Origin of the sequence: Paenibacillus glycanilyticus (genome assembly GCF_023715145.1) — a bacterium.
Lineage (GTDB): Bacteria > Bacillota > Bacilli > Paenibacillales > Paenibacillaceae > Pristimantibacillus > Pristimantibacillus glycanilyticus_A.
In genome coordinates this window covers 66,936-81,307 of the sequence record NZ_JAMBNP010000012.1, presented here as the reverse complement: position 1 = coordinate 81,307, position 14,372 = coordinate 66,936, and the positions used below count along the sequence as shown (strand labels likewise).

Genomic DNA, 14,372 nt, shown 5'->3' with positions numbered 1-14,372 from the left:
CGGATAACCATTACAAACCGGCAAAAGGGTCGGCGATAGTCAGTGTCTGGGCGTCGGCGTCGCTGATGCCGGCATACAGCACGGCGCTGCCGTCCGCATGCCTCACGAGGCCTCCGCTAAATACAACGTCCTGCAGATCCGGCCGCTTGGACGGTCCAGGCAGGAATCGGCAGCGCTCGGCGATGATCGCCATATCGGTAAACGAAGCGTCCCGCGGATCAAATACGAAGGCCATCGGATAATAGTGACGATCCCCGGCTTCGTCGAAGCAAGCCGTGTGACCGAGCACGCCGACGCGGCCGTCATTCAGCAAATGGGCTTCGTTAGCGCCGCCCCATTCGCCTTCCGCGAATTGTCCCTCAAGAAGCGGAGCGTCATCGATGACGGCCTTCGACAAGGCATCCAGCGACGCGACTTGCGCGAAGCCGATCTTGCCTCGGCCGCCCTTCTCGCCTTGCGGACGGGTGAAGACACCAACATTGCCGCCCGGAAGCTCGACGAGACGGATATCCTTCATTCCGTCCGGACCTTTGAAGAAAGGCTTCAAATCGCGAATACCGCTGCCGCGGTAGAAGACCGTGCGCCACATGAGCGCGTCCTCCTTTTCCGGATGCGGATAGATCTCGACGCCGCCCAGCACCAGCTCTCCGCCGATCCGGCAGTGAAACGGATCCTGCAGCGCCAGCACGGGAGCATCCTCTACGGGAAGCCACTTGCCGTCTTGCTCGGCGAAGAAGACGACGTCGGAATGCTCGCTGTCCCGGGATTCCACGCGCCCCGGAATGATGTCCTTCCCGTTCTCCCGGATTGGAGCGGCGATATTGTACACGTCTTTGTCGCCTACGCCTTCAAAGACGATGTGCGACGGGTTGTCGGCCCGGGCTGCGGAGGCGCGGTAAGCTTCGAGAAGCTCCGAGCAAGCCAGCGCCCGGCGGGCGTTTGTTTCGTGAACGGTCATGTTTCGGTACCTCCAAGGTTGAGATTATTTCAGGCTGAACTGCATGCCCTCTTGGAATTTCTTGCTGAATATCAGGAACATTACGATAATCGGCAGCGTCAGGATGGTTGAAGCCGCGTAAAGAGGACCCGGATAAGAACCGTACGGTCCGAACATCTGAGACAAGAGCACGTTCAGCGTCAGCATCGAGTCGCTCTTGACCGCAATCATGTCCCACAGCAGCTCCGTCCACCGTTCCATAAGCAGGAACAGGAAAATAACGGTCGTGATCGACTTCGACATGGGCAGCATAATTCGGAACATAATCTTCAAATCGGATGCCCCGTCCAGCTTGGCCGCCTCGATGAAGACTGTCGGTACCGCCTTGAAGAAGTTCGTATACATAAAGATCGCCCAAAGACTGACGGCCTTCGGAATGATTAGTCCCAGGTACGTATCATACAAGCCCACCCGCTGAATGATCAGGAACGACGGCACGAGCAAAATGATAGCCGGGAAGAACATATGGAACAGAACAAAGTTATTGATCGCGTTCCGGCCGAAGAAGTTCAGCTTCGACAGGGCGTAAGCGACCATAATGCCAAAGAACATCATTAGCGCCGTTGAGGCGAGAGAAACAAAGATGCTGTTGAAAAAGGCGTTTACCCAAGGCCGGGTAATGCCGGTCTCGCCGCCGCTGAAGAGCCAATCGTACGACTTGGTCGTAAATTTGGTCGGAAAGAGCTGCTTGTCGATCTGCGTCCAATCCGCGAAGGAGCTGAGCACCATATACAGGTACGGATACACCATAATGAGCAGGAGCACGGCCGCGATTCCGTAACGGATCGCCCTTCTTGTACCGCTGTGCTGTTTAGACCCAACCATTGCGTTTCCCCCATATCTCCAAAATTTTGCGGATAACGAAGATAGAAATAAATGTCGCCACCGAAGCCAGCAGCGCTACCGCGGATGCGTAGCCGACCTGCATGTTCTGGAAGGCCTGCTTGAAAATTTCCATCTGCCACGTATTCGTCGCATGACCCGGTCCGCCGCCCGTCAATTGATACACCTCGGTGAAAATGCCAAAGGTGACGCCAAACGCGAGAATGAGCGTCGTATACAGCGACGGATACAGCAGCGGAAGCGTAATGCGCCAGAACCGCTGGCTGTCCTTCACGCCGTCAATCGCGGCTGCCTCATACACTTCCTTGTCTATGCTCTCAAGACCCGAAGTAATAATAAGCGCGTAATAGCCCGTGAACTTCCAAGCGAGAATTGCGCCTACCACGCAGAGCGCCGAGAAAGGCGAGCCCAGCCAGTTGATGTCCAGCCCAATACTGCGCAAAGAGACGTTTACCGGGCTCGTATAGGACAGCAATCCTTTCACGATCAGCGCGCTAACAACGCCAGAGCTCAGGTAAGGCAGGAAGAACCCGATCAGGAACAGGCTCTTGAACCGGTGCAGCCCGTGCACGAGCACCGCCACGCCGATCGCCAATACGATAACGAGCGGAACGAAGATCATCATGAACTTGTACGTATTCCAGAAGGCCGCATGCACGCTCGAATCCTGCAAGGCGTCCATGAAGTTGGCAAAGCCTACGAAATTAAATGTCGGGGCAATCAGGTCCCAGTCTGTGATGGACAGGAAGAACGACCAGATTAGCGGCCCGAAAAAGAAGATCAAGGAATAGATGAGATATGGGCTGGTAAATAACCAGCCCAGTTTGTTATTGCGTTGGTCCATGAGTAGGAGCCTCCCTTACTTCAGGGCTTTTTCCAAAGCAGCCTTCATCGCCGCCCAGCCCTCAGTTGGAGCGATTTCGCCTTTGACGACTTTATTGAATGCCTGCTCGCCGATAATCGTCTGCAGGTCGTTGTATTTGGCATTGTCCATCGGCGGCACGGCATTCGGCACGTTATCCGCGTATGGCTTCAGTTGAGGTTTCTCATCCAGAATGACCTTGAACGAATCGTTCGTCGACAGGTCGTCGCGAGCCGGCGGCAGATTTGTCTGCTCAAACCACTTGGCGTCGTTCTTCGCGTCGCTGTACACCCATTTGATGAAATCAAGGGCTGCCTGCTGCTGCTCTTTCGTCGAGGAAGCGTAGATGACGAGTCCTTTCGTGTCGGCGAACGTTTTGCTTTGCGCCGGATCAACGTCGTCCGGCACAGGCGGCATGCTAAGCGCGAACGTTTCGTTAAACTTCAGGTTAGGATATTTCGCTGCCCAGGTCGTGAAGGTCCATGGACCAACGTCGGTGAAGATGCCCGTTCCGTTCTCGAACGGATCCGTCACCTGGCGGGACAGCAGACCGTTCTCCTTGCGCAGATTGTCAACAAAGGTAAGCACTGCGGTTCCGGCTTTCTCGTCTCCGGTGAACTTATCGCCTTCGATGAACTTATTGCCGTTGGAAGCCGCGTCATACAGCATGTAGAAGTCGAACCAGCGTTTCCACGCCGTAGGATCGGCAAGATCCGGCTTTGCCCACAGGAATTTCTTGTCTCCGTATTTCGCCTTCAGCTTCTTCGTCACCTCAAGCACTTCGCTGTAAGTCTTAGGCGGTTCGTTATAGCCGAGCTCCTTCAGAACGTCCAGGCGCCATCCGAACAGCATCGGGTTGGAGTAGATCGGCAGCACGTACTGATGGCCGTCCGCGAATTTCCATGGCTCGATCGTTTTGGTCATGCTGCGGCTTTGAATGATTTCGTCGTAGCCCTCCAGCGTATCGAGCGGCACAAGCGCCTTACTGTTGGACAGCTGCGCGGCGAAGCCGCGGTTGATGTTCTCGGAAATCGTCGGCGCGCTCTTCGCCGCGATGGCCGATTGAATGCTGGCCTCGGACGTTGGGGATTCCTTAATGGCGCTGACATTGATCTTCACCTTATCGTTAGTTGCCTCGTAGGCTTTGGCGAGCTCTTGCCAATAAGCTTGCTGGGTCGGGTTTGGAGCCGCCCAGAATTCAATTGTCGTTACCTTGCCCCCGTTTGACGAGTTGTTTCCCGTCTGAGCCTGGCCGCCTTGGCCGGTGGAGCAGGCGCTGAGCATGCCAAGCGCCGCGACAGCCGTAAGCAAAATCGGTGTTTTTTTCTTCATTGATCAATAACCTCCCGGAAACATGATTTATAATTACAAAAATAAACCTGTCATGTAAAGCGACATGACGTAAAGTAACTGAAAGCGTTTGCTACCTAGATTATGCGTCGTAAGCACCTCTTTGTCAAGTGATTTTATCGAATTTTGTCGACAAACGAACATTACAATTAACTTTACTATTTTGTTTTGTAACGTTACAATTGTATGCAGGATGTTTGTTTTGATTCCGCTCATCCAATTCATGAAGAGCTTGCTTGACACTCTTTCGAGGAACGGGAACAATGAAAGACAACCAGCTTTATTTGGGCATTTTGCACTTGTCGCAGTCCCAAATTCCAACGGAGGTTACCTTGTGAACAGAAAAACTACGATGCAGGATATCGCAGATAAACTAAGGTTGTCCAAGAATTCTATTTCTCAAGCGCTCACCGGCAAACCGGGCGTAAGCGATGAGACGCGCCGATTGATCATGCAGACGGCCGACGATATGGGCTATGTGTACGGCAAGAGGGCCCAACAGCCAAATTCGACATATTCGGGTCCTCGTACGATTGCCTTGATCGCTTCCAATTATGCGTTCTCCATGAAGAGCTTCTTTGGCGACATATATCTCAGCGTCGATAAGGAATTGAAACAAAGGGGCATGGAGCTCATTATTCAGTCCATCAGCCCGGAGGACGCAGCCTCCCTTACGCTGCCGCCTTTTATTCAGCAGCGCGCCGTAGACGGCATTCTCATTTTGTCTCATATAACGACGCCTTATATTCGCGCGGTTCTCGAGACCGGCATTCCTTCCATACTGATTGACCATCACCACCCCGACCTTGCGGCCGACTCTATACTGACCAACAACCGGTTCAGCGCATACGAAGCGATCCGTCATTTGGCCGGTTTAGGGCACCGGGACATTGGATACATGGGGAATATCCGCATCTCGCCAAGCTATTACGAAAGGCTCGAAGGGATGCGCCTGGCAGCTTTTGAGCTGGGGATCGAACTTAAAGAGCAATGGATCGTAACCACGGCGAAGGAAGAAAGCGGGGAAATTCGATCGTTGCTCGAGGGAATGGCCGATTTGCCGACCGCCTGGTTCTGCGTCAACGACGGGTTTGGCTTTATGGTGAATTCGGCTTTGCAGCAGATGGGAATGAATGTGCCGGAGGATATCTCCGTCGTCAGCTTCGACAACGGCTACCTCTCCAGACTTGCTACCCCGCCAATAACAACGGTAGATGTCGATCTTCAGCTGTACGCGCGTTGCGCGGTCGAGAAGCTGATCAGCCGGCTTAACGATTCCGAGCAGCCGCGCACGGAGACGCTGTTGTCTACCCGGCTGCTTGTCAGAGGTTCGACAGGTCCGGTTGTGCTCCGAGACAGCCAAGGAGCTCCGAACGGACGATAGGCATAAAAAAAGCGGCCAGCATGAATCATGCATGGCCACTCGTTTCATCCATCCTCTATTCAAGGCTACAGCCGCTCCAGTACCTCGAGCGTAAGCATCATATGCTCGAGCAGCTCGGGCAAATCATTCATTTGCTCCTCGTCAATCCGGCGGTTGAAGCGGAGCTCCACCGTGTTCTTGTAATTCCCGCTGCCGCGTTCACCGCCGTAGACAAAGCAAAGCGTCTGGGTGAGCGACAGTTCCGCTCCCCATTGCCCGCGCAGAGCCGCTTCAATTCGAGGACAATGCGCGTCCGCATCCGTCACCTTCAGATGGAAGAGCAGGCGAAGACTGCAGCCCGGCGGATCGCCCTCCTGCAGCTCCAGCAGCTCGGCCGCCAAATCGCGGAGTGACGTATCGAGCCGGATCTCGCCAATAATCCGCTTTGACCGCTCGCCTCCGGCCAGGATAAATTGCAGCGCGAACTCGCGCGACATGACGGCCATATCGAGACGGTCCACGCGATTAACGATCCTCACCCGTTCATCCAGGTTGTCCAAATCATACAGCTGGTTTTCCAAAGCGATCTTCAGGTTATCAAAGATGGTCGGGTCAAATAACATCGCCATACACAAACCTCTCCAGCCGCTGAAGCGCCTCTTCCTCCATTGCCGGAGAGTTATCGTAATACAGTACCGACGATTCCGGCAGCTCCCAAGCCAGCGTTTTCTTCGCTAGCGAACGGCTGAAGGACTCCCAATGCTCCAGCTTGTATTGATCGGTCTCCAGCCCGCGTTTCTCGATCCGGCTGTAATGCTGCCGGTCATTCTGCAAATAGACCATAACCGCCTTCACGTCCACATCCTGCACAGAGGCGCCAACGGAAGCCAATTCCTTCACAAGCCAGGACGGATCTCCGATCTCTTTCGTGAAAGGTCCGATAACAAAGGCATCCGTACCTATATCAATATTCTCAAGCGCTGCATCCATCGTAATCCGATAGCCCAGATCCCGGCACAGCACCTTATATTCTTCCGAATCGCGGTCATTTGGATCCAGCCCCGCGACCGTCATGATCTGCACGGCAGCAGGCCGCAGCATCGTATCCATATCGAATACCGCCACGCCGCGTTTGCGAGCAAGCGCTTTAGCCAGCGTAGTTTTCCCCGCGCCCGCGCCGCCTACGAAAAACACAAGCTTACGCATCTAATCCGCCTCCTACTTCTGCTGCAGCTGCTTCCAGACGGTCTTGTTGCTGTACTCCTTCGAGCTGCTGATGTCCTGGCCGAACCAGTCCGGTGCCGCGAAAGCATTCGCCGCCTCCTCGGAGTCGAATTCCACCTCAAGCACAGTTAATTGGATCTGGTCATACACATCGATCTCTATGATGATACCGTTCCAATCCGCCGTAATGCGGTTCTTCGTTAGAGCCACCGCTCCAAACGCCTTCACGACCTGCTCATATAGTCCCTCATTTATGGAATACTCGACTTCCTCGCGCTTAATGCCAAAGCCCTTCTTAAACGTATGCGTATACGTCACTTCGCCGCTGCCCACGTCCGTAATCCGGCGTACGCGCAGCTCCTGGTCGGCTTCCAGTGCCAAATACGTCTGCTCAATCCGCTGCTCCGAGCGGACCTGAATCCGGCCCTCCAGCTGCTCATATGGTACCGCCAGCAAAAATTTGCGTTCAATCTCTAATGCCATAAATGGTTCTCCCCCATAAACATGAATTTGCTTTATCATACCATAAGGCGATTTCGCCATCTATTGGCGACGAATCGCGTTTCATGCCGGTGTATAGGTCAGCGGGACGCGCCAAAAAACCGGGAGATGCTTCCTCCCCCGGTCCGTAAGCTCATTTAATATTTTTCCCGTAAAAGATCTCGTACATCTCGTCCGTCAGACGCTCCGTAATCTCGATCTGCTCGTCCATGCTCAGCTTGTCCTTCGTATAGCCGAACAGGTAGTTATTGAGATCGAATTCCCGCAGCTTGCATTTGGTGTGGAAAATATTTTCCTGATACACGTTCACGTCAATCATATCGTACTGATCGATCACTTCATCCGGTATGTAATTCTGGATCGAGTTGATATCGTGGTCAATAAACAGCTTGTTGCCGTTAATGTCCCTCGTAAACCCCCGCACCCGGTAATCAATCGTCATAATGTCCGTGTCAAACGAATGAATCAAATAATTCAGCGCCTTAAGCGGCGAGATTTCTCCGCAGGTAGCAACGTCGATGTCGGCACGGAAGGTACTGATTCCTTCACTCGGATGGTATTCGGGATACGTATGAACGGTAATATGGCTTTTGTCGAGCTGGAGCACAACATTGTCCGGGAGCGGTCCCGGCGATTCGTCATACGTCGATTCGTTCGGCACCTCAACGATTGGCCCTTCCGAGACCAGTATCGTGACGCTCGCGCCTTGCGGGACATAATCCTGCTTCGCAATATTAAGCACATGCGCGCCGATGATGTCGGCAACCTGCTTTAAGATTTTCGTAAGCCGGTCCGAATTGTACTGCTCGTCAATGTATTCGATGTAAGCCTCGCGCTCTTCCTTCGTCTTCGTAAAACAGATATCGTACATATTAAAGCTGAGCGACTTCGTCAAATTGTTAAAACCATGCAGCGTAATCCGCTGCTCGGGCGTAAACTTCACCTTCAATCCCCCCGTTCCTAACTCTTCCACTACTATTACCCATTTTTCCGGGACTGATTCAAATGATGGCCATAATCTCTTGATTAAGGCAGGTGCGAGATAAGCCGTTTATGGTATACTGCTTCAATAAAGAATTGCATTGGAGGGCCAGCAGCAATGAAAATTTATGTCGTTGTCTCGTTCACGGAAGACGGGATGGAGAATGTATACGTCGGTGACGACGAGGAAAGAGTGCAGGCGCTGAATCCGGAGGATTTCGAGAACTGCGACGCGCTGTTCGTCGAGATTTGGGAAGACGGCGAGAAGACCGATGATTACCGCGTCGGCGCCTATGAAGAAGACGAGGAACTGGAAAACTAAACGCACCCTACGAAAAACGGTCTCTGCTTTGCCTGATTCAGGCAAAGCAGAGACCGTTTTAAATTCACAACAGACCCAAGCTTCGCAGCTCCCCTGCAGTAAAGACGCGGGATCTCGTCAGGAATCTCAGTCCCTCCGGTCCTTCCAGCGAGAACATCCCGCCCCGCCCGGGGACAACGTCGATGATCAGCTGCGTGTTTTTCCAATACTCGTATTGCGCTTTGGTCATATAAAAGGGGGCGCCGCCAATCTCGCCAAGCAACACATCCTGCTCGCCGATTAGGAGTTCGCCGATCGGAAAGCACATCGGCGAGCTGCCGTCGCAGCATCCGCCCGACTGATGAAACATGACGTCGCCATACTTGGCCCTAAGCCGCCCGATCAGTTCAAGCGCGCTGTCCGTCGCAAGCACCTTCAGCACGGATTCCGCTGCCATAAGCCGGCGGGCCTCTTAGAAGAAGCCCAGCGCATCAGGGCTGTAGCTGACGAGCAGGTTCTTCGTTTGCTGGTAATGAGACAGCATCATCTTGTGGTTCTCGCGGCCAACGCCGGACATTTTGTAGCCTCCAAACGCCGCATGCGCAGGATAAGCATGATAGCAGTTCGTCCAGACGCGCCCCGCTTCGATCTGACGGCCCATCCGGAACGCCGCGTTGATATCCCGCGTCCATACGCCGGCGCCAAGCCCGTACAGCGTATCATTGGCGATCGCCAGCGCTTCTTCCGGCGAACGGAAGGTGGTGACGGCTACAACGGGGCCAAAGATCTCCTCCTGAAAAATCCTCATGCTGTTATCCCCGCGAAGCACCGTCGGCTGAATATAATAGCCCTGCGAAATATCGCCGGCAAGCCCCGCGCGTCCTCCGCCAATCAGGCATTCCGCCCCTTCCTGGCGGCCGATGTCGATATAGCTTAAGATTTTCTCCATCTGCTCGGTGGACACCTGAGCTCCGATCATCGTTTCCGTATCCAGCGGATTGCCTTGACGGATCGAAGCAACCCGCCGCAGCGCCTTCTCCATAAAGCTGTCGTAGATCGACTCCTGAATGAGCGCGCGGGACGGACAGGTACACACTTCGCCTTGGTTGAGCGCAAACAACGTAAAGCCTTCGAGCGCCTTGTCGAAGAAGGCATCGTCCTTCGCCATAATATCCTCGAAGAAGATGTTTGGCGATTTGCCGCCAAGCTCCAGCGTAACCGGAATGAGATTCTGGGAGGCATATTGCATGATGAGCCGGCCGGTTGTGGTCTCGCCCGTGAAGGCGATCTTTGCAATCCGGCTGCTCGATGCCAGCGGCTTGCCCGCCTCCAGCCCGAAGCCGTTAACGATGTTAACAACGCCTGCAGGCAGCAAATCCTCGATCAACTCCATCAGAACGCAGATCGACGACGGAGTCTGCTCGGCAGGCTTCAGGACCACGCAGTTGCCGGCGGCAAGCGCCGGGGCCAGCTTCCAGGTAGCCATCAACAGCGGGAAGTTCCACGGGATGATCTGACCAACCACGCCTAGCGGTTCATGATAATGGTAAGCAACCGTATCGTTGTCGAGCTGGCTGAGCGAGCCTTCCTGCGCCCGGATACAGCCGGCAAAATAACGGAAATGATCGATCGCAAGCGGCAGATCCGCTGCCAGGCATTCACGGATCGGCTTGCCGTTATCCCAGGTCTCCGCAACGGCAAGCATCTCCAGATTGCTCTCTATTCGGTCTGCAATCTTGTTCAGGATATTGGCGCGTTCCGCAGCCGACGTCCGTCCCCAGGCGGCTTTTGCCGCATGCGCCGCATCCAGCGCAAGCTCAATATCCTCGGAGGTGGAACGGGCTACCTCGCAGAAGGCCGCGTTGTTCACGGGGGAAACATTTTCGAAATATTGGCCTTGCGTTGGAGGCGTCCATCTTCCCCCTATGTAGTTATCGTACCGCTTCTTGAACGTAATCTTCGAATCCTGCTTACCCGGCTCAGCATAAATCATGGGCTAACCATCTCCTTTTCGAAAAGTAGCTTGCTAGCGTTATTGATAGATTTCGACGCGCAGTTCCACGAAAACGCTACCATAGTGATACAAGCCTATGCATGGCAGGTTAGTGTTAGAACGAAGACGCAAAAAAGCCGGCCAAGGGAATATCCTTGGCCGGTTGTCTGCGTTACCGCTTAGTGCGGCGGTTACACCATGATTTTGCAAATATCGTTCGTAAACTCCACCGGATCCTGCACCGTCAAGCCTTCAATAAGAAGCGCCTGGTTGTACAGAAGATTCGTGTAGAGATTCAGCTTTGTTTTATCGCTTGCGTAAGCATCCTTCAGCGCTTTGAACACGTCATGGTTAACGTTGATTTCGAGCACTTTGTCCGCTTTCACATCTTGGCCGCTTGGCATTGCCTTCAGCACTTTCTCCATCTCGATCGTCACTTCGCCTTCGGAAGACAGGCAGACCGGATGAGACTTCAGACGTTTCGAAGCTTTGACGCCCGTTACTTTGTCACCGAGGAATTCCTTCATCGACGTGAACAGATCCTTGTTCTCGCTTACTTCTTCTTCGGTTTGTTTATCCGCTTCGTCCGCTTCGATACCGAGATCGCCGCTCGAGACGTTTTTGAACGACTTGTCTTTGTACGCGTTAATCATCTTGATTGCGAACTCGTCGATATCGTCCGTGAAGTAGAGCAGTTCGTAGCCTTTGTCCGTTACAATCTCGGCTTGCGGCAGCTTCTCCAGACGCTCGATGGACTCGCCTGATGCGTAGTAGATATACTTCTGGTCTTCCGGCATACGCGCTACGTATTCATCAAGCGTAACCTGCTTCTTCTCCTTCGACGAGTAGAACAGGAGCAGATCCTGCAGCGTATCCTTGTTCGCGCCGTAGTCGTTGTATACGCCAAACTTCAGCTGTCGGCCAAACGACGTGTAGAAGCTTTCGTATTTCTCGCGCTCTTCCTTCAAGAGGCTTTGCAGCGTGCTCTTGATCTTATTCTTGATGTTCTTCGCGATAAGCTGCAATTGACGGTCATGCTGCAGCAGTTCCCGGGAAATGTTCAGCGACAGATCCTCGGAATCCACCATCCCTTTGACGAAGCCAAAATAATCCGGAAGCAGGTCGCCGCATTTGTCCATAATGAGGACGCCGTTCGAGTAAAGCTCAAGGCCCTTCTCGAAATCCTTCGTGTAATAATCGAATGGCGTATTCTCCGGAATGAACAGAATGGCGTTATAGACAACCGCGCCGTCCGCGCTGATATGGAGATGCTTCAGCGGCTTGTCGAAGCCGTAACGCTTCTCGAAGTAGAAGTTATCGTAATCTTCCTGCGTCAGCTCGTTTTTGTTTTTCCGCCAGATCGGAACCATGCTGTTGACGGTTTGTTCCTCTTGGTATTCCTCGAACTCGCCTTCGCTGCCTTCCTTCGGCCGTTGGCCCTTCATATCCATCTTGATCGGGTAACGTATGAAATCGGAATATTTCTTGATGATCGCTCTCAGGCGGTATTCTTCCAGGAACTCGTCATAGTTGTCGTCTTCGGTGTTAGGCTTGATCGTCATGATGATGTCCGTACCCACCGATGCTTTCTCCGCAGCTGTGATCGAGTAGCCGTCCGCGCCTTCCGATTCCCACTTGAAGGCCTCGTCCGAGCCGAGTGCGCGGCTGATGACTTCGACTTTGTCCGCCACCATAAACGCGGAGTAGAAGCCTACGCCGAACTGTCCGATAATGTTGTGGCCGTCCTTCGCTTCATTCTCCTTCTTGAAAGCGAGCGATCCGCTCTTCGCGATAACGCCAAGATTGTTCTCCAGCTCCTCGCTTGTCATGCCGATACCCGTGTCGGACAGAGTCAGCGTGCGGGCAGCCTTATCGACAGTAACCTTTATGTAATAGCTCTCTTTGTTGAATACCAGCGTATCGTCCGTTAGAGCTTTGTAGTAGATTTTATCGATTGCATCGCTGGCATTCGAGATAAGCTCTCTCAAGAAAATTTCGCGCTGCGTGTAAATGGAGTTGATCATCATCTCCAGCAGCCGTTTCGATTCCGCTTTGAACTGTTGCTTTTCCATTCGTGTGATGTTCCCCTTCCAATATCGTTTGATTACGTTAGCACTCTATGAGTCAGAGTGCTAATCCTTGCTCTAACTATATAATATCTGGATTTTGAGTGTCAACTAAGATACGGAAAATGACTTATCAAATTCTCTCCTATTCCAGTGAATAGCCGTTGCCGTCTGATCTTTTGCTGAAATCTGACCGTTTGGAATACCGATACAATGCTTCATTCCTCATTTCGATATAATAGACATACTAGTTCAAAGCTTAGACATCTAAATTCCTTTGTTCGGAAAATAAGCTATCTCTAATCTAGAAAGGGGCAAGAAGTTATGACGATTATTCAATCTCCATTAGCCGGACACCTGCTGTCAAGCGAACGATCCAATCTGGTCATTGCCGAATGGACGGCAGAAGGCTGCGCGGAAGGAACGGAGCCCGAATGGATCGCCCCGCTGCACATTCATCACGAGGATGATGAAGCGTGGTACGTGCTTGAGGGAACATTAGGCTTTCGAATTGGCGATCAGATCGTAGAGGCTAAAGCCGGTGACTGCGTCTTGGCTCCCCGAGGGAGTGCCCATACCTACTGGAACCCAAAGGCGGAGCCGGCACGTTATCTCCTCATGATGACATACCGCATCAACGAGCTGATTCAGGCGATTCATGCCACCTCGGACCGAAGTCCAAACTCTATGCGGACGCTATTTAAACGTTATCAATCCGAACTCGCATAAAAGAAAAAGCTGGCCTCAAAGTCAAAGACCTGAGGCCAGCTTCCTATTTTACGACCTAGATAATCTCCAGCTCATCAATGGTTGGAGTCGGGGGATGTGGGACATGCGGCTCAAGCTGATACCAGTAAGCCACCGAAGCGATGTCGTCCTGCAGCGGCAGATAACGTCCGTGCGAGCGCCAGCCCAGCGCCTGCACCGTTACTTTCAGATCATCCTCGAAACGGATCGGATCCATTACATGGAACCGGTACATGCCAAAGCGTTGATTCGCCTTGTACAAGCCGTCGGCCTTAATCGCCTGATGCATGCCGAGGAACGGCGTGGAATACGTCACGTACTGCCCGTTCATATCCCAGTTCCAGGCACCTCCGAAATAATCCTCTGTGCCCGTGCTGCATATCGTCGGATACTCCTTGTCGCCGTCCATGAAGAACTTCAGTTCTCCCTCCCCCCACCAGTTGTTGCTGTTTACCTGCCAGGCGAGATAAGTGCCGACGTAATGCCCTTTACCTTTAATCCCGTCAACAATCGTATGGACATCCATATATTTAACCGGATTGCTCCGGCGCCACTGGGCGTGGAAATAAGCCATATCATCCGGAATTTCCGTCAGCGTGTAATTAATCTGGTAATACAGGAAAGTAGCTTCATGCGACAGATTGGTCATCACAATACGAGCCTTCTTGCGGAAAGGCATCTCCCAATAGCTGTTGAAGCCGCCCGCCGGATTAACCGAGATCGGCAGCGCATTAACTAGCGCGCGTTCTCCCCAGCCGTTGCAGAAGAAATCCCCTACCGGCACACTTACCGACGGATTCTCTTCTTCATCCCAATAAATGTTGAAGATAAGGGATCTTACCGCCTGATGAGGACAGGTCAGCCAAATATTCTGAATGACGCCAGGCCCGTCGATAACCCCCATCGTGAACTCCTGATGACCTTCAATCTTGACCGAAGGCGAGACCTTCCAGCCAACGCCAAGGTCACGGGCCGCTTGAGCGCCCGTACCCTCAGACGCCATGGCGCCTTTGCCCTTCTCGCCCGTAAAGTTCTCCGGGGATATCGATCTCGATACCGCATTCGAAACTCTTGCCAAATTGCCAAGTCCCATACCTAATCCGTTAAAAGCGTTCATGTTATTGAGTAGCCTCCCTGGATATAT

15 protein-coding genes are annotated in these 14,372 nt (G+C 53.0%); 3 read left to right on the top strand and 12 right to left on the bottom strand.

The window, feature by feature from the left end; genetic code table 11:
* Positions 1-10 precede the first annotated feature (10 nt).
* From M3194_RS25360 to M3194_RS25345, 4 genes are read right to left on the bottom strand one after another with little or no spacing between them, the layout of a single operon-like run.
* Positions 11-958, bottom strand: a complete 948-nt coding sequence (locus M3194_RS25360; RefSeq protein WP_251656888.1) for an MTP-1 family protein — start codon at positions 956-958, stop codon at positions 11-13.
* A gap of 24 nt (positions 959-982) precedes the next feature.
* Positions 983-1,822 carry a carbohydrate ABC transporter permease gene (locus M3194_RS25355; RefSeq protein WP_251656887.1) on the bottom strand — a complete coding sequence of 280 codons (840 nt, stop codon included), beginning with the start codon at positions 1,820-1,822 and terminating at the stop codon, positions 983-985.
* Entirely contained in the window at positions 1,809-2,684 is an 876-nt protein-coding gene (locus M3194_RS25350; RefSeq protein WP_251656886.1) for a carbohydrate ABC transporter permease, read from the bottom strand. The genes M3194_RS25355 and M3194_RS25350 overlap by 14 nt, the downstream gene beginning before the upstream one ends.
* Before the next feature lie 15 nt (positions 2,685-2,699).
* Positions 2,700-4,034 (bottom strand): ABC transporter substrate-binding protein, encoded by a 1,335-nt coding sequence (locus M3194_RS25345; RefSeq protein ID WP_251656885.1) that lies wholly within the window; start codon positions 4,032-4,034, stop codon positions 2,700-2,702.
* A gap of 352 nt (positions 4,035-4,386) precedes the next feature.
* On the opposite strand from M3194_RS25345, the gene M3194_RS25340 reads away from it, so the two are divergent.
* Positions 4,387-5,436: a LacI family DNA-binding transcriptional regulator gene (locus M3194_RS25340; RefSeq protein ID WP_251656884.1), complete on the top strand. Its 1,050-nt coding sequence runs from the start codon at positions 4,387-4,389 to the stop codon at positions 5,434-5,436.
* Positions 5,437-5,501: 65 nt separating this feature from the next.
* Here M3194_RS25340 and M3194_RS25335 read toward each other — a convergent pair whose 3' ends face one another.
* The 4 genes from M3194_RS25335 to speD form a co-directional block, all read right to left on the bottom strand.
* Positions 5,502-6,044 carry a hypothetical protein gene (locus tag M3194_RS25335; protein WP_251656883.1) on the bottom strand — a complete coding sequence of 181 codons (543 nt, stop codon included), beginning with the start codon at positions 6,042-6,044 and terminating at the stop codon, positions 5,502-5,504.
* Entirely contained in the window at positions 6,028-6,621 is a 594-nt protein-coding gene (locus M3194_RS25330; protein ID WP_251656882.1) for a P-loop nucleotide/nucleoside kinase family protein, read from the bottom strand. The genes M3194_RS25335 and M3194_RS25330 overlap by 17 nt, the downstream gene beginning before the upstream one ends.
* Positions 6,622-6,633: 12 nt before the next feature.
* Complete coding sequence (locus M3194_RS25325; protein ID WP_251656881.1) at positions 6,634-7,122, bottom strand: CYTH domain-containing protein; 489 nt, start codon at positions 7,120-7,122, stop codon at positions 6,634-6,636.
* A 151-nt stretch (positions 7,123-7,273) separates the two neighbouring features.
* Positions 7,274-8,083: an adenosylmethionine decarboxylase gene (gene speD, locus M3194_RS25320; protein WP_251656880.1), complete on the bottom strand. Its 810-nt coding sequence runs from the start codon at positions 8,081-8,083 to the stop codon at positions 7,274-7,276.
* 156 nt (positions 8,084-8,239) lie between these two features.
* Here speD and M3194_RS25315 point away from each other — a divergent pair, with 156 nt between their 5' ends.
* The gene (locus M3194_RS25315) at positions 8,240-8,443 is read left to right on the top strand and encodes a hypothetical protein (protein WP_251656879.1); all 204 of its coding nucleotides are present in this window, start codon (positions 8,240-8,242) and stop codon (positions 8,441-8,443) included.
* A gap of 64 nt (positions 8,444-8,507) precedes the next feature.
* On the opposite strand, the gene M3194_RS25310 is transcribed toward M3194_RS25315, so the two are convergent.
* The 3 genes from M3194_RS25310 to htpG form a co-directional block, all read right to left on the bottom strand.
* Entirely contained in the window at positions 8,508-8,879 is a 372-nt protein-coding gene (locus tag M3194_RS25310) for a DUF779 domain-containing protein (RefSeq protein WP_251656878.1), read from the bottom strand.
* Positions 8,880-8,894: 15 nt separating this feature from the next.
* Positions 8,895-10,415, bottom strand: coding sequence for an aldehyde dehydrogenase (gene adh / locus M3194_RS25305; RefSeq protein WP_251656877.1), 1,521 nt, complete (start codon positions 10,413-10,415; stop codon positions 8,895-8,897).
* 191 nt (positions 10,416-10,606) lie between these two features.
* Positions 10,607-12,487 (bottom strand): molecular chaperone HtpG, encoded by a 1,881-nt coding sequence (gene htpG, locus M3194_RS25300; RefSeq protein WP_251656876.1) that lies wholly within the window; start codon positions 12,485-12,487, stop codon positions 10,607-10,609.
* A gap of 318 nt (positions 12,488-12,805) precedes the next feature.
* Between htpG and M3194_RS25295 the strand changes: the two genes are divergently transcribed.
* Entirely contained in the window at positions 12,806-13,210 is a 405-nt protein-coding gene (locus tag M3194_RS25295; protein ID WP_251656875.1) for a cupin domain-containing protein, read from the top strand.
* A gap of 55 nt (positions 13,211-13,265) precedes the next feature.
* Here the strand turns inward: M3194_RS25295 and M3194_RS25290 are convergent, their stop codons facing one another.
* Entirely contained in the window at positions 13,266-14,345 is a 1,080-nt protein-coding gene (locus M3194_RS25290; protein WP_251656874.1) for a glycoside hydrolase family 172 protein, read from the bottom strand.
* Positions 14,346-14,372 lie beyond the last annotated feature (27 nt).

Bases quoted from the DNA above. Each gene is read 5' to 3' on its own strand.
- M3194_RS25360 (WP_251656888.1), bottom strand. From the start codon at position 958: ATGACCGTTCACGAAACAAACGCCCGCCGGGCGCTGGCTTGCTCGGAG.
- M3194_RS25355 (WP_251656887.1), bottom strand. From the start codon at position 1,822: ATGGTTGGGTCTAAACAGCACAGCGGTACAAGAAGGGCGATCCGTTAC.
- M3194_RS25350 (WP_251656886.1), bottom strand. From the start codon at position 2,684: ATGGACCAACGCAATAACAAACTGGGCTGGTTATTTACCAGCCCATAT.
- M3194_RS25345 (WP_251656885.1), bottom strand. From the start codon at position 4,034: ATGAAGAAAAAAACACCGATTTTGCTTACGGCTGTCGCGGCGCTTGGC.
- M3194_RS25335 (WP_251656883.1), bottom strand. From the start codon at position 6,044: ATGGCGATGTTATTTGACCCGACCATCTTTGATAACCTGAAGATCGCT.
- M3194_RS25330 (WP_251656882.1), bottom strand. From the start codon at position 6,621: ATGCGTAAGCTTGTGTTTTTCGTAGGCGGCGCGGGCGCGGGGAAAACT.
- M3194_RS25325 (WP_251656881.1), bottom strand. From the start codon at position 7,122: ATGGCATTAGAGATTGAACGCAAATTTTTGCTGGCGGTACCATATGAG.
- M3194_RS25315 (WP_251656879.1), top strand. From the start codon at position 8,240: ATGAAAATTTATGTCGTTGTCTCGTTCACGGAAGACGGGATGGAGAAT.
- M3194_RS25310 (WP_251656878.1), bottom strand. From the start codon at position 8,879: ATGGCAGCGGAATCCGTGCTGAAGGTGCTTGCGACGGACAGCGCGCTT.
- adh (WP_251656877.1), bottom strand. From the start codon at position 10,415: ATGATTTATGCTGAGCCGGGTAAGCAGGATTCGAAGATTACGTTCAAG.
- htpG (WP_251656876.1), bottom strand. From the start codon at position 12,487: ATGGAAAAGCAACAGTTCAAAGCGGAATCGAAACGGCTGCTGGAGATG.
- M3194_RS25295 (WP_251656875.1), top strand. From the start codon at position 12,806: ATGACGATTATTCAATCTCCATTAGCCGGACACCTGCTGTCAAGCGAA.
- M3194_RS25290 (WP_251656874.1), bottom strand. From the start codon at position 14,345: ATGAACGCTTTTAACGGATTAGGTATGGGACTTGGCAATTTGGCAAGA.